The 12,907-nt window shown below is 70.5% G+C and carries 13 protein-coding genes and 3 pseudogenes; 12 read left to right on the top strand and 4 right to left on the bottom strand.

Going from position 1 to position 12,907, the window contains the following annotated elements:
* Positions 1–56 precede the first annotated feature (56 nt).
* Together ASF41_RS05145 and ASF41_RS05140 are read left to right on the top strand one after the other, a co-directional pair.
* Complete coding sequence (locus ASF41_RS05145) at positions 57–1,034, top strand: iron ABC transporter permease (protein ID WP_244479570.1); 978 nt, start codon at positions 57–59, stop codon at positions 1,032–1,034.
* Positions 1,031–1,807, top strand: a complete 777-nt coding sequence (locus ASF41_RS05140) for an ABC transporter ATP-binding protein (RefSeq protein WP_056491528.1) — start codon at positions 1,031–1,033, stop codon at positions 1,805–1,807. Before ASF41_RS05145 ends, ASF41_RS05140 begins: the two co-directional genes overlap by 4 nt.
* On the opposite strand, the gene ASF41_RS05135 is transcribed toward ASF41_RS05140, so the two are convergent.
* A complete protein-coding gene (locus ASF41_RS05135) occupies positions 1,804–2,874 on the bottom strand; it encodes a substrate-binding domain-containing protein (protein WP_056491424.1) in 1,071 nt (356 codons plus the stop codon). The two genes, ASF41_RS05140 and ASF41_RS05135, sit on opposite strands and share 4 nt — an antisense overlap.
* Before the next feature lie 286 nt (positions 2,875–3,160).
* On the opposite strand from ASF41_RS05135, the gene ASF41_RS05130 reads away from it, so the two are divergent.
* The 4 genes from ASF41_RS05130 (at position 3,161) to ASF41_RS05115 (ending at position 6,128) form a co-directional block, all read left to right on the top strand.
* The gene (locus ASF41_RS05130; RefSeq protein ID WP_056491422.1) at positions 3,161–3,718 is read left to right on the top strand and encodes a hypothetical protein; all 558 of its coding nucleotides are present in this window, start codon (positions 3,161–3,163) and stop codon (positions 3,716–3,718) included.
* Positions 3,719–4,014: 296 nt separating this feature from the next.
* Positions 4,015–5,091 (top strand): catalase family protein, encoded by a 1,077-nt coding sequence (locus ASF41_RS05125; RefSeq protein WP_056491421.1) that lies wholly within the window; start codon positions 4,015–4,017, stop codon positions 5,089–5,091.
* A gap of 58 nt (positions 5,092–5,149) precedes the next feature.
* Positions 5,150–5,656, top strand: coding sequence for a cupin domain-containing protein (locus ASF41_RS05120; RefSeq protein ID WP_056378668.1), 507 nt, complete (start codon positions 5,150–5,152; stop codon positions 5,654–5,656).
* A gap of 73 nt (positions 5,657–5,729) precedes the next feature.
* A complete protein-coding gene (locus ASF41_RS05115; RefSeq protein WP_056491419.1) occupies positions 5,730–6,128 on the top strand; it encodes an MAPEG family protein in 399 nt (132 codons plus the stop codon).
* Positions 6,129–6,144: 16 nt separating this feature from the next.
* Here ASF41_RS05115 and ASF41_RS05110 read toward each other — a convergent pair whose 3' ends face one another.
* Positions 6,145–7,164, bottom strand: coding sequence for an NAD(P)-dependent alcohol dehydrogenase (locus ASF41_RS05110; RefSeq protein ID WP_056491416.1), 1,020 nt, complete (start codon positions 7,162–7,164; stop codon positions 6,145–6,147).
* Between the two features lie 269 nt (positions 7,165–7,433).
* On the opposite strand from ASF41_RS05110, the gene ASF41_RS05105 reads away from it, so the two are divergent.
* A complete protein-coding gene (locus ASF41_RS05105; protein WP_056491414.1) occupies positions 7,434–8,426 on the top strand; it encodes a catalase family peroxidase in 993 nt (330 codons plus the stop codon).
* A 23-nt stretch (positions 8,427–8,449) separates the two neighbouring features.
* Here ASF41_RS05105 and ASF41_RS05100 read toward each other — a convergent pair whose 3' ends face one another.
* The gene (locus ASF41_RS05100; protein WP_056491412.1) at positions 8,450–8,731 is read right to left on the bottom strand and encodes a hypothetical protein; all 282 of its coding nucleotides are present in this window, start codon (positions 8,729–8,731) and stop codon (positions 8,450–8,452) included.
* A 261-nt stretch (positions 8,732–8,992) separates the two neighbouring features.
* Here ASF41_RS05100 and ASF41_RS05095 point away from each other — a divergent pair, with 261 nt between their 5' ends.
* The gene (locus ASF41_RS05095) at positions 8,993–10,093 is read left to right on the top strand and encodes a catalase family protein (RefSeq protein WP_056491410.1); all 1,101 of its coding nucleotides are present in this window, start codon (positions 8,993–8,995) and stop codon (positions 10,091–10,093) included.
* An 80-nt stretch (positions 10,094–10,173) separates the two neighbouring features.
* Here the strand turns inward: ASF41_RS05095 and ASF41_RS26415 are convergent.
* Positions 10,174–10,361, bottom strand: a pseudogene (locus ASF41_RS26415) (PQQ-dependent dehydrogenase, methanol/ethanol family); the annotation flags it as partial.
* A gap of 302 nt (positions 10,362–10,663) precedes the next feature.
* Here ASF41_RS26415 and ASF41_RS05090 point away from each other — a divergent pair.
* The 4 genes and pseudogenes from ASF41_RS05090 to cpsB form a co-directional block, all read left to right on the top strand.
* Complete coding sequence (locus tag ASF41_RS05090; RefSeq protein ID WP_156394074.1) at positions 10,664–10,891, top strand: hypothetical protein; 228 nt, start codon at positions 10,664–10,666, stop codon at positions 10,889–10,891.
* A 143-nt stretch (positions 10,892–11,034) separates the two neighbouring features.
* Positions 11,035–11,322: a hypothetical protein gene (locus ASF41_RS05085; protein ID WP_056378659.1), complete on the top strand. Its 288-nt coding sequence runs from the start codon at positions 11,035–11,037 to the stop codon at positions 11,320–11,322.
* Between the two features lie 219 nt (positions 11,323–11,541).
* A pseudogene (locus ASF41_RS25915) lies at positions 11,542–12,393 on the top strand (mannose-1-phosphate guanylyltransferase); the annotation flags it as partial.
* Between the two features lies 1 nt (position 12,394).
* A pseudogene (gene cpsB, locus ASF41_RS25910) lies at positions 12,395–12,907 on the top strand (mannose-1-phosphate guanylyltransferase/mannose-6-phosphate isomerase); the annotation flags it as partial.

Here is a 12,907-nt window from a genome sequence, read left to right as displayed (position 1 = left end):
TGCCGGAGAAGGCGGAACGCCGGCGATGGGCGCGGATCTGGCCCGTCCTGGCGCCGATGCTGGGGCTCCTCGCCCTGGTGGTGCTGGCGCTGGCCACCGGCCGCTTCGCCGTTCCCCTCGGCGACGTGGTCGAGATCCTGGGGGCCCGGCTCGTCGGCCTGCCCGCGCGGGCCGACCCGGCAATGCAGACCGTCATCCTCCAGGTCCGCCTGCCCCGTGTCCTCGCCGCCCTGGTGGTGGGGGCGAGTCTCGCGGCGGCCGGGGCGACCTACCAGGGCCTGTTCCGGAATCCCCTGGTCTCGCCGGACATTCTCGGGGTCTCGGCGGGGGCGAGCCTCGGGGCGGTGCTCGGCATCTTCCTGTCCCTGCCCGTGGCGGCGATCCAGGGGCTCGCCTTCGGGGGCGGCCTCGCCGCGGTCGCCGCCGTCTACGCGGTGGGCGCGGCGGTGCGCGGTCAGGATCCGGTGCTGACGCTGGTCCTGGCCGGCGTCGCCATCGGGGCCGTGCTGGGCTCGGCCATCGCGCTCCTGAAGGTCCTGGCGGATCCCTACAACCAGTTGCCGGCCATCACCTACTGGCTCCTCGGCAGCCTCGCTTCGGTGACGTCGGGGGATGTCGGTGCGATCCTGCCGGCGATCGGCCTCGGTCTCGCGCCCCTGGTGCTGCTGCGCTGGCGCATGAACTTGATGAGCCTCGGCGAGGAGGAAGCCCGCGCCCTCGGGATCGAGACCTGGGTCCTGCGCCCGGTCCTGATCGCCGCCGCGACCCTGGTCACCGCCGCCTCGGTGTCGGTGACGGGGGTGATCGGCTGGATCGGCCTCCTGGTGCCGCACGTGGCCCGGCTCCTGGTGGGCCCGGATTTCCGCCACCTGCTGCCGGCTTCCCTGGTTCTCGGCGCGGGCTACCTGCTCGCCGTCGACCTCGTGGCCCGCACCATCGCCCCCATCGAGGTGCCGCTCGGCATCCTGACCGCGCTCATCGGCGCGCCGTTCTTCCTCTGGCTCCTGGCCAGCGGCCGGCGGGGCTGGGCCTGATGCTCAGCGTCGAGGATCTCGCCTTCGGCTACGGGCGCCGTCGCATCGGCGCCGGCCTCGCCCTCACCGTGGAACCCGGCGAGGTGCTGTGCCTGCTCGGCCCGAATGGCGGCGGCAAGACCACGCTGTTCAAGACGCTCCTGGGCCTGCTCCCGCCCCTCGGCGGCCGCATCCGCCTCGACGGGGAGGAGATCGGCCGCTGGTCCCGGCGCCGGCTGGCGGCGAGCCTCGGCTACGTCCCCCAGGCGCAGGGCGGGTTCTTTCTGTTCCGGGTGCGCGACGTCGTCCTGATGGGGCGCGCGAGCCGGCTCGGCGCCTTCGCGAGCCCCGGCCCGGCCGACCACGCCGTGGCCGAGCGAGTTCTCGAAACCCTGGAGATCGGGCACCTCGCGGAACGAATCTACACCGAGATCAGCGGCGGGGAGCGCCAGATGGTGCTGATCGCCCGCGCGCTCGCCGGCGAACCCCGGATCGTCGTGATGGACGAGCCCACCGCCAGCCTCGATTTCGGCAACCAGGCCCGGGTGCTCGGCCAGATCCGGCGCCTGTCGCGATCGGGTATCGCGGTCGTCCTCTCGACGCACGACCCGGACCACGCCTTCCTGTGCGCCGACCGGGTGGCCCTGCTGCACGAGGGCCGACTCCTCGCCCTCGGGACTCCGGCCGCGACGATCACGCCCGAGACCCTGGCGCGGATCTACGGCGTCGCCGTGGCGGTGGTCGCACTGCCGGGCCATGGACATGCCGTCTGCGCGCCGATCCTGCCGGATTAGGGAAGCGGCGCCCCGGGAACGGCAGTCCCTTGCCCGATGCCCCGCACGGTCTCGGGCGGACGATAGCCGGATGTCCGGCACGCGCGCTCGGCCAGGGCCTCCGCGAGGGCGTCGAAGGTCGCGTCGATCCGGGATTGGGCGGTCGCGAGGTAGTAGCGCTCCCAGCCCACGGAGAGAAAATCGAGTCCGAACCGGTCGGCCGCCGCCCGCGCACCGAGCCCGGCATCGGCCGCGCCGTAGGCAATCACGGCGGCGACCGCCTGATGGGTGAATTCCTCGGTGGCGTAGCCCCGGATCCGGTCGGCCGGAATGTCGTGCTGGGCCAGGAGGCGATCGAACCACACCCGGGTGCCCGACCCCTTCTGGCGATTGACGTACCGGGCATTTCCGGCGGCGAGGTCGTCCACGCCGCGGATGCCGAGGGGATTGCCGGCCGCGAGCATCAATCCCTGCTCGCGCTCGAATAGGATCCTGACCCGGAACCCAGGATCGGCCGCGAGGTCCGCGAAGGCGGGACCAGCCGTCGGCCAGTCGACGGCACCGCAGTGGAATCCGGCCGCATCGGCACGGGCCTCGGTCAGGCGCGCCACGGCATCCTCGCTGCCGGCGATCGCCAGGGCGAGCTTCGGCCAGGTCGCGGCGACGTCCATGATGAGCAGGTCGTGGCTGGCGACCAGCGTGACGGGGCGCGGGGCCCCGGTCAGGACCGGCGCGAGGCGGGCACCGATGGCGCGTGCTTCCCGGGCCATCGGCGCCGCGAGACTGGCCGCGGCCGCTCCCAGGGACTCGCGCAGCAGCACACCCGTGGGCGTCAGCGCGCTGCCGTGCCCGCGCGTCTTCTGCACGAGCTGGTGCCCGAGGCCGGCTTCGAGGGCACGAAGACGCTCCCAGGCCGCCCGGTAGGAGAGGCCGAGCGCGGTCGCGATGCCCTGGACGGAACCCGTCTCCGCGATCGCGTCGAGCACCGTGACGGCCTCGGCGACCGAGATGCGGTGCGACCCGACGGTGATCGTGCCGCCCAGGGCGAGGTCGATGGCGAGAGGTGAATTATCGGATGCGTGCATCATATTGCGTCGATCGTAACATCTTTCTACGTATTTGCGACGGGTGCCCGCGCTCAGGGCTGCCGCGGATGACGGGATTCGATGGCATGAGGCGCGACCACGAAACTCCGACAGGTGCTGCCCTCGTGGCGGTTTCAGCCGCTCGCGAGGTGGCCCTTTGGCGCCGCGACGCCGTGTCCTCCAGATCGTAGACCTGATCTTGGCCCTCGCCCTCCGAGCGACGCGTGCCGTCGGACGGTCGCGCCCGGAGCGCGACGCCGCAAGACCGCTCCGCCTGCAATTCTCACCCTTGGAGATTTCACGCCTCGCGGCAGCCTATCGGATCGACGCGAAGGAGCGGGCGGCCCTCGCCGCCGGCGCGCGCATCCGGCACGGCGCCTGCACGCGTGAGAACCTCGCCCCGATCCTGACCTGGAAGGTCAGCGACCGTGGCCGGAGTCGTCAACAGAGGAACAGCGACGAGGAGGTCGCCGACGCCCTGCGGACGGCGCTGCTCGCCACGACCCCGCGGGTGGCCGTGTCGGTCCTCACCGGTCTCTCCGGCGTGGCCGTACCCGTTGCGTCGGCGATCCTGGCCGCGATCCGTCCGGACCATTACGCCGTCATCGACCCTCGGGGCCTCAAGGCCCTCGGCTGCGGACCGCTCGAGATCGGTGCGAAGGCGTTTCTGCCGCTCGACCTCTATCTCCGCTACCTCGCGTTCTGCCGTGACCTCTCCCGAAGCTTCGGCGTCACCCTTCAGGATCTGGACCGCGCACTCTGGGAATGGGCGATGGCCGCCGACCTGCGACCCGGGCTTCCGCCCGGTCTCCTCCGCAGCCGTGAGGACATCCACGCGCCGCGCTGAGCCGGAGGCAGGACGACGTCCGGGTCGGACCCGCAGCCGGGATCGAGAACGGCGATCGCTCGATTTGGACCGGGCCTGTCTCCCCCGAAGCCTCCGCGAGACCGCGAACCGGAGGAATCCGGCTTCCGCGGGCGGTTCGGGTTCTGGGACGACCGCCATCCCGCGTGAGACCGGCGGGATCGGCGCCTGACGCCGCCTCGGCGGCGCGTTCACGGAGCGTTGAAGGGGACCAACCCGGAACGGAGACCGGATCGGTCCGTTCATCTGCAAACCGATCCCGACCGGAGTTCCTGACCTTGCAAGCCCCCGTTCGCTACAGTCCCGATGTTGAGACGGTGACGTCCGATGAGAACGAGACCATCGCGCAGCTCAACCAGACCTTCGACAAGATCCTGCAGACCGTGGCCGAGGATTCCGGACATGCGGTGCGTTCGGTGCATGCGAAGTCGCACGGCATCCTGGAGGGCGAGCTCCGCATCGATGACGCCCTGCCCGCAGAACTCGCCCAGGGCCTGTTCGCCCGCCCCGGGACGCACAAGGTCTTCATGCGCCTGTCCACCAACGCGGGCGATATCCTCCCCGACGCCGTCTCGCTGCCGCGGGGTCTCGCGCTGAAGGTGCTTGACGTCGAGGGCGAGCGCCTGGCCGGCGCCGACGGCGCCACCCAGAACTTCATCATGGTCAACGGCAAGGTCTTCCAGGCCCCGAGCGCCCAGAAGTTTCTCGGCAGCCTGAAGCTGTTGGCCGGCACCACCGACCGGGCCGAGGGCCTGAAGGTCGCGGCCTCGACGGTGCTGCGGGGCGTCAACAAGGCGCTTCAGGCCGTGGGCGTCGAGAGCACGACGCTGGCGTCCCTCGGCGGCGCACCCAACGTCGACCCGCTCGGCGAGACCTACTACAGCGTCACGCCGTTCCGGTACGGCGACTACATCGCCAAGTTCTCGGTCGCTCCGGTTGCCCCGGCGCTCACCGCGCTGACCGGGAACGAGATCGACGCGTCCGGTCGTCCCAATGCGATCCGCGAGACGGTGCAGTCCGAGATGCGCGGCATCGAGGGCGTCTGGGAGTTCCGCGTCCAGCTCTGCCGCGACCTCGCGCGCCAGCCCGTCGAGGATCCGACGGTGGAGTGGGACGAGGTGGAAGCTCCGTTCCAGCGCGTCGGGCTGATCACCGTCCGGCCGCAGGACAGCTGGGATCCGTCGCGCGTCCAGGCGGTCGACGAAGGGATGCGCTTCAGCATCTGGACGGGCCTCGCCGCCCATCAGCCCCTTGGCAACATCAATCGCGCCCGCAACGCCCCCTACAAGCACTCGGCCGAGTTTCGCCAGCGCTTCAATGGATGTCCCATCCATGAGCCCGGCGCCAGGCACTGAGGATTGGCCGGTGTCTTCCCAAGACCGCCTCCTCCCGCTTCTCGCAGCAAGGACATCCATGAGCCCGCTCGCACGAACCCTCGCCGCCGCATTGCTGGTGATCCCCGTTGCGGGCACGGCCGTCGCGGCGGCGGGCGACCACGCGGAGCATGGCAGCGTCACCGTTCCGGACGCGGCCAGCGTGGTCTACGAGGCCGGTCCGGCGAACCTGCCCAAGGGCACGCAGATCAGCCGGGTGGCGGGTGATCCGGCCAAGCCCGGGCCCTTCGTACTTCGCATCAAGTTTCCCGCCGAGACCGTGATCGCCCCGCACACGCATGCGCAGGCCGAAACGCTGACCATCCTGGCCGGCTCCATCTACCATCAGCACGGTGCGACGCTGGACAAGAGCGCCGGCAAACCGCTGCGCGCCGGCGGCTTCGTCTACCTGCCGCAGGACATGCCGCACGCCCTTTGGACTACGAGCGAGCCCGTGGAACTGCAGGTCAACGGGACCGGCCCCTTCGGTCTGAACTACATCGACCCGGCCGACGATCCGAGCCGCACCGCCCAGGGTCCCCGCTGAGCTTGGATTCAAACGTCCTGCCGTCGACCCTGTCCGCGCACGCCATCGAGATCCGCCCTACCGGAGTGACCCCGTGATCTATCCTGCCCTCACGGCTTTCTACGCGGCCGCGTTCGCCCTTCTCTATGTCGGCCTCTCGTCCTGGGTCGTTGCGGGCCGCCTGTCGGCGGACGTCCTGCATGGGGACGGTGGGAATCCGGACCTGGAGAAGCGCATCCGCACGCAGGGCAATTTCGGGGAGTACGTGCCGCTGGCGCTGATCCTCGTCGCTCTGCTGGAAGCGGGCGGGGGGAGCCCGACCCTGGTCCGCAGCCTCCTGATCGCTTTGCTGGTGGCGCGGGTGCTGCACCCGTTCGGGATGTTCGCCCCGAAGAATTCGCCACGCCAATTCGCCTGCCGCGGGGGCGGGATCCTCGCGACCTTCGCGGTCATAGCCGTGGCGGCCGTCGCCCTCCTGTTCCGGGTCGGCTGAGGCGCGCGGCGGCGGATCAGATCTCGATACAGATCTTGCCGAAGTGCCGGTTGCTTTCCTGGTGCCGGAACGCCGCGACGAGATCCGCCAGGGGATAGCGGCGGTCGACGATCGGACGCAGCCCGCAGGCCTCGATGCCCCGGACCATCTCGATCTGCTGGCGTCGACTGCCGACGAGCACGCCCTGGAGGCGGATCTGCCGAAGCAGGGCCGGCACCAGGGGGAGTGGGCCGGCGACACCGGTCAGGATGCCGATCACCGAGATGTGCCCGCCCACCCGCACGGCGGCCATCGACTGCTCCAGGGTCGCCGGACCCCCGATGTCGAGGACGTGGTCGACTCCGCGCCCGTCGGTCAGGCGTCGGGCCGTTTCACCCCAGCTGGTGTCGGACCGGTAATTCAGGACGTGGTCCGCCCCCAGGGCGCGCAGGCGCTCGAGCTTCTCCGCGCTCGACGAGGTGGCGACCACGGTGGCGCCGGCGGCCTTGGCGAATTGCAGGGCGAAGAGCGAGACGCCTCCGGTGCCCTGAACCAGGACGACGTCGCCGCTCTTCAGGCCCGCATCCCCGTGCAGGGCCCGCCAGGCCGTGAGCGCGGCCGTCGTCAGGGTCGCCGCCTCGGCATGGTCCCATCCCCGCGGCGCGTGGGTGAACGCCATCGCGGAGGCCGTGACGCGCTCGCGGGCATACCCGTCGATACCGTCGCCCGGCACGGTCGCGAATCCCTCGACCTGGGGGCTGCCTTCCGTCCAGGTCGGAAAGAAGGTGCTGACCACGCGGTCGCCGACCGCGAAGGCGTCGACCCCCGGACCCACGGCTTCGACCTCACCGGCCCCATCCGACATCGGCACGCGCGGTTCGCTCGGGCCCCACATGCCGCTCACCACGGCGTAGTCGTGATAGTTGAGAGAACTTGCCCGCAGGCGGACGGTGATCTTGCCGGGGCCGGGTTCCGGAACCGGTCGCTCGCCGAAGCCGACGGCGTCGAAGCCGCCACCGGGTTGAACGATCACCGCGCGGGAGGCCGATACACGCATTCTGAACCTGTTCGTCTCGCCGGCGCGATGAACCGGCCCTGCAGGGGGCGGGATCCACGCAAGGGCGGAGGTCCCGGGCCGGAATCCGATGGTGGCAGCGGGCTCGGCCCCTGTCGAGACCATGTCTTCGTGACGCGATGGTGATGGGCCGGCCGGGTCCGGATCGCGTAGCAATCCCGGCATTGTCGACCGTCGTCGTTCGCGCTTAAGAACGACTCCAAGCCCAGCCGGTCGACGCGTCCAGCGTCGACGCTCCCCTGAGGATCGTCATGCGTCCATCGAGCATCAAGTACACCCTCGCGGCCGGTGTCGCCTTTGCTGTCGTCACGGTAACGCCGGTCTTCGCCGAGGAGGCGACGACAGCCGAGCAGACCATCAACGTCATGAACAAGCTGTTCGGGTCGCATCCGGGCAAGCGCGCCAACCATGCCAAGGGCGTGGTGGCGGAAGGCAGCTTCACCCCTTCGGCCGAGGCCGCGGGGATCAGCAAGGCGTCGCTGTTCCAGGGGCCGCCCGTCCCGGTGACGATCCGGTTCTCGGATGCGACCGGCGTGCCGACGATCCCCGACGGCTCGAAGAACGCCAACCCGCACGGGATGTCGCTGAAGTTCAAGCTCGTGGACGGCTCGGAGATGGACGTCGTCCTGAACGCGCTCAAGTACTTCCCGGTCGCGACCGGCGAGGCGTTCCGCGACCTGCTCCAGGCCGTCGCCGACAGCGGCCCGGACGCGGCGCACCCGACCGCGCTCGAGCGGTTCACCGCCGCCCATCCGGCCGCAGCCACGGCCGGCGGCACGGCCAAGACCCCGTCGAGCCTGGCGCGACAGACCTATAACGGCGTGAACGCCTTCGTCTTCGTCGACAAGGACGGCAAGCGCCAACCGTTCCGCTTCCGCTTCGTGCCGGTTCAGGGCGAGGACATCCTCTCGCCCGAGGACGCGGCCAAGCGCGAACCGGATTACCTGATGGCGGAGATCGGTCCTCGCATCGCGAAGGAGCCGGCGCGCTTCACCGTTCAGGCGCAGCTCGCCGGGCCGGGCGACCCGACCAACGATGCCACCAAGCCCTGGCCCGAGGACCGGAGAATCGTCGACCTGGGCGTCCTCACCGTCTCCAAGGTCGTGCCCGACAGCGCAGAGGCCGAGAAGGCGCTGCTGTTCATGCCGAACGCGCTGACGGACGGCGTCGAGGTCTCGGACGATCCCCTGATCGACGCGCGGGTCCAGGCCTACGCCGTCTCGTTCGGACGCCGGAGCCAGTAGGCTCGTTCGCCGCCGGATCCCCGCTATCGGGTGGTTCCGGCGGCCGGCGCCCCTGGGGCGCCGGGCCGCGACGACGTGGGCTCCTTGTTCGAGGCTGCATCTGGGCCGGCGCGGTGGCTGCCCTCCTCGATCGCCCCGGAGCCGGTCAGCCCGCCGGCTCCGACGCTCGTCGTCTCGGAGCCCGCCGGGGCGTCCGACCCCGACCGGGGCCTTTCACCCGCCTTGCCCGAACCGTCCGCGGCCGCTGCGGAGCCCGCGAGGCCGATCAGGATCGCGCCTGCGATGAGGGGGGCGTGCCTGGGCATGACTTCGAAGCCTCCGTCGTCCGTCGGACCGTTCCGACCTGAGAAGCGCAGCGCCTCCTCGGGTGTTCCCGGGATTCCTCGGGAAGACATGACCGGCCCCGCGTCGGGGTCCCGTCCGGCAGGCTGCTCGACATCGTCGGACCTTCCGCGGGTGCCGGAGACATCGGGTGCCGCGATTGTGAGGCGGGCCCGGCGTCACGGCCGGAAACCCGGGCCGAGCGCCGAGGTTCGCTTGGACACGCACCCAGATAGGACTTCGGTATGGCCGAGACCCGCCCACCCCTGCGCTACAGCGACAGCATCGAAGTGAGGGCGCCTGACGAGGACGCGACGATCGCCAAGATCATCGCGGCGATGACTCACGCGAGCGAGAAGGTCCAGGCGCGCGAACACCGTGCGGTCCGGGCATCCCATGCCAAGGCGTCGGCCTTCCTGAAGGGCACGCTGCAGGTGCGCGACGATCTCCCACCGGAGTTGCGTCAGGGCGTCTTCGCGAAACCGGGCGGCTACGAGGTTGCCGTTCGTCTCGCCCAGGGGCCGGGCGAACACCTGCCGGACAAGGTGCACACCCACCGCGGCATGGCGATCAAGGTGTTCGGTGTGGAGGGCGAGACACTGCCGGACCATGACGCCGACACGCAGGATTTCGTCCTCGCCACGGGGCCGGTCTTCCCCAACGGCACGGCCGCGAGCTTTCTCGGTGCCATGAAGGGATTGGAGGCCGGCGCGGGTGGAAGCGTGCCAGACGGGATGAAGGCGGCCGTGTCGGCGGCGGCAGGCGCCCTCAACAGTATGGTGAAGGCCGTGACCGGCGGCGACAGTCCCCTCCTGGATTTCTTCGGCCACTCGGCCCGCCATCCGCTGGCCGACTGCTACTATTCGCAGGCCGCCCTGCGCTACGGCGACTACATCGCCAAGATCGTCGCCGTACCGGTTTCGTCCGGGCAGGACGGCTTGAGCCGGGACCCGTTGGATACCCGCAATCCGGACGTCTTCCGGGACGCCACCGTGGCGTATTTCCATGAGCAGGAGGCCGCCTTCGAGATCCGGGTTCAGCTCTGTACGGATCTCGCGACGATGCCGGTGGAGGATGCCTCCGTGCCGTGGCCGGAGGCGGAGGCCCCGTATCGGCCGGTGGCCCGCCTCGTGCTCCCCCGGCAGGAGGCCATGGGCGCGGCGCGCAGGACCTTCATGAACGACGTGATGTCGTTTCGCCCCGGACACAGTCTGGCGGCGCACCGCCCGCTGGGTTCACTGATGCGGGCCCGCCTGCGGACCTATCCCGCTCTCTACGCCTTCCGGCAGCGACAGAACGGCAATCCGCAGCGCGAGCCGACGCGCGCAGCCGAGATCCCGGACTGAGGTTGGCGTTCGGGCCGCCGGCCGGCGGCCCGCCTCGTGGTGCGGGCGCAGGCCTTCCCCGCCCGAAATCCGATCGTTCGACGCGCGACGATGGTCTTCGGCAGCGTGGAGGCCCGGACGCTGCCGCCCTGGGTGATGCCGGGGGTGAGTTTTGCCACCTCGCCGCCCCAGAGCGGAACCGCCCCGCCCAGCCCCAGCCCGCCGTGATGCCGACCCCCCGCTCGCCATCCGGCTCCCCGGTGATCGGCGCGGAGACGAGGCCGGTCCCATCGGATTTCATCTCGGCGCTTCCGGACGCCGCCGTTGGCTGAACGGAATGCGCGGATCGGCTCTGTGGTCGGTTGTTCTCAGACGTCTTGCCGCCTCCGAACCGTGCCAGCGTACGGCGTACGGCGTGCGCCCACGCCGGGCGGGAAAGCGATCGGACTGCATGGATCCCCGCCCGGGGGCGCGGCTTCGTCACAGGAACAGCCACCTGCCCATGAAGGTTGACGCGTCAGACCTAACCCTCGGGGTTTTCCCATGAAGATGTCCGCTCCCTTGTTGAGCGCGGGTGCGCTCGCGATCGTAATGACGTCATCCGTGCAGGCGCAGGGGGTACTGGCACCGCACGACCGTCGCGGCGTCATTATCCAGAACCAGCCCAACACCACCGGCAACAGCCGCGACCTGGTCATCTCGTACGGGGCCACGGGCGCCGATACCGTGACTACGAACTCAGCCGCGGGGGGCAATGCGAGCCGGCCGGAGCAAGCCTTCCCCAACGGCAGCGCCAATGGGGGACCGGGCGGCCGCTGAGGTCCATGGCAGGCAGAGACCGCGTCCAGCCGCCGCTGCAGCGGGGTGTTCGGTCGCCGATCGGCGGGCGACCTACGCGATTTCGACACCCGACCGGCAGCGTCGGCCGTTGTCGGAGCCAGGGCGCCCTGGCATGATGCGACATGCCGCAAACGTCCTACCCCCGCTGGTCGCCCGCCGAACTCGTCGATGAATTGCGTGAGGCGGCCGAGGAGATCGCCCCGGAACTGAACGGGATCAGGGCCGAGGAGACCCTGGAGGGTGAATCGGCCCAGATGATCGAAGAGATGGCGGAAGCCCTGAAGCGGATCGCGAGCGGAGCGCCGCGTCCTCAGGACATCGCACGCGCGGCCCTGGCCGCGCAGACGCCCCGCAAGCCGATCGGGCGACCGCAGCCGGCGACCCGCAAGCCGGTGAAGCCGCGACGCTGAAGCCCGGCTTCCGGGTCTCCGCAACGCTTTAGCTTGCGTCCGCCCCACAGCAAAAAAGCCAGGTCTGCCTTAAGGTTACCGGATAGGTGGCCATCGTCGCCGGCGCGTCCGGACTGGCGGGGGGTGGTATAACCTGTTAGGTGACGATCAGGTTGGAATGCGGATTGCGGCGGGGCGGCCGGCTCGATGCGCTTAGCTCCCGACAAGGCGAACGCGAGAATGTCCGAGTCTGCCGACGCTTTGATCCATCCGATCATTCTCTGCGGCGGTTCGGGCACGCGGCTCTGGCCGGCCTCGCGCGAGAGCATGCCCAAGCAGTTCACGCCGCTCGTGGACCCCAAGACCTCGACCTTCCAGGCCACCGCCCAGCGCCTGGTCGATACCGGCGTGTTCGCCCGCCCCACCGTGCTGACCAGCAGCGACGCGCGCTTCATCGTCGCCGAGCAGCTCCAGCAGGCGGGCATCCAAGCCGACATCATCCTCGAGCCCGAGCGGCGCGACTCGGCCGCAGCGGTGGCGGTCGCCACCCTGCACGCGGCCCGGCGCGACCCCGAGAGCGTCGTGCTGATCATGGCCGCCGACCACGTCATCGGCGATACCCCCGCCTTCGTGGCCGCCGCCCGGGCCGCCGCGGTCGGCGCCCGGGCCGGGGCGATCATGACCCTCGGGATCACGCCGACCGCCCCCGCCACCGGCTACGGCTACATCCGCGTCGGTGCCGCCCTTTCGGGCGGAGCGGGCAACCACGCGGTCGAGCGCTTCGTGGAGAAGCCAGATCACGCCGGCGCCCTACGGCTGATCGAGGAGGGCGCCCTCTGGAACTCGGGCTACTTCCTGTTCCGCGCCGACGTGATGCTGGCCGAGCTCGAAGCCTACGCCCCGGAGATCCTGGCGGCCACCCGGGCGGCCCTCGATGCGGCCGTGACCGACCTCGACTTCGTGCGCCTCGACGCGGAGGCCTTCGGCCGGGCGCCCAAGACCTCCATCGACTACGCCGTGATGGAGCGGACCCGGCATGCCGGCGTCCGTCCGGTGTCTTTCGCGTGGTCGGATGTCGGCACCTGGGACGCGNCCCAAGACCTCCATCGACTACGCCGTGATGGAGCGGACCCGGCATGCCGGCGTCCGTCCGGTGTCTTTCGCGTGGTCGGATGTCGGCACCTGGGACGCGGTCTGGGCGGTGCTGGCGCACGATGCCGACGGCAACGCCGTCCGGGGCCGGGTCGAGACCATCGACACCCATGGCAGCCTGATCCACAGCGAGGGCGAGCACCTGACGACGGTGGTGGGGCTCGACGACGTCGTCGTGGTCACGACGCCCGACGCCGTGCTGGTGACCTCGAAGGCGCGATCGGGCGAGGTGAAGGATCTCGTCACACGCCTGCGCGCGCAGGGCYACCCGGAGGCGGACGCCCATCGGCGGATGTACCGGCCCTGGGGCTGGTACCAGCGGATCGACCTGGGCGAGCGCTTCCAGGTCAAGCGGATCATGGTAACGCCGGGCGGGCGGCTGTCGCTGCARAAGCAYTTCCACCGGGCCGAGCACTGGGTCGGGTGGATCGCCTCGCCCCCGAGCACCTGGAGA

The sequence above is a fragment of the Methylobacterium sp. Leaf111 genome (genome assembly GCF_001423285.1).
Classification (GTDB): domain Bacteria; phylum Pseudomonadota; class Alphaproteobacteria; order Rhizobiales; family Beijerinckiaceae; genus Methylobacterium.
Note: the sequence above shows the minus strand (reverse complement) of the source record. Positions and strands in the feature narration are given on the sequence as shown.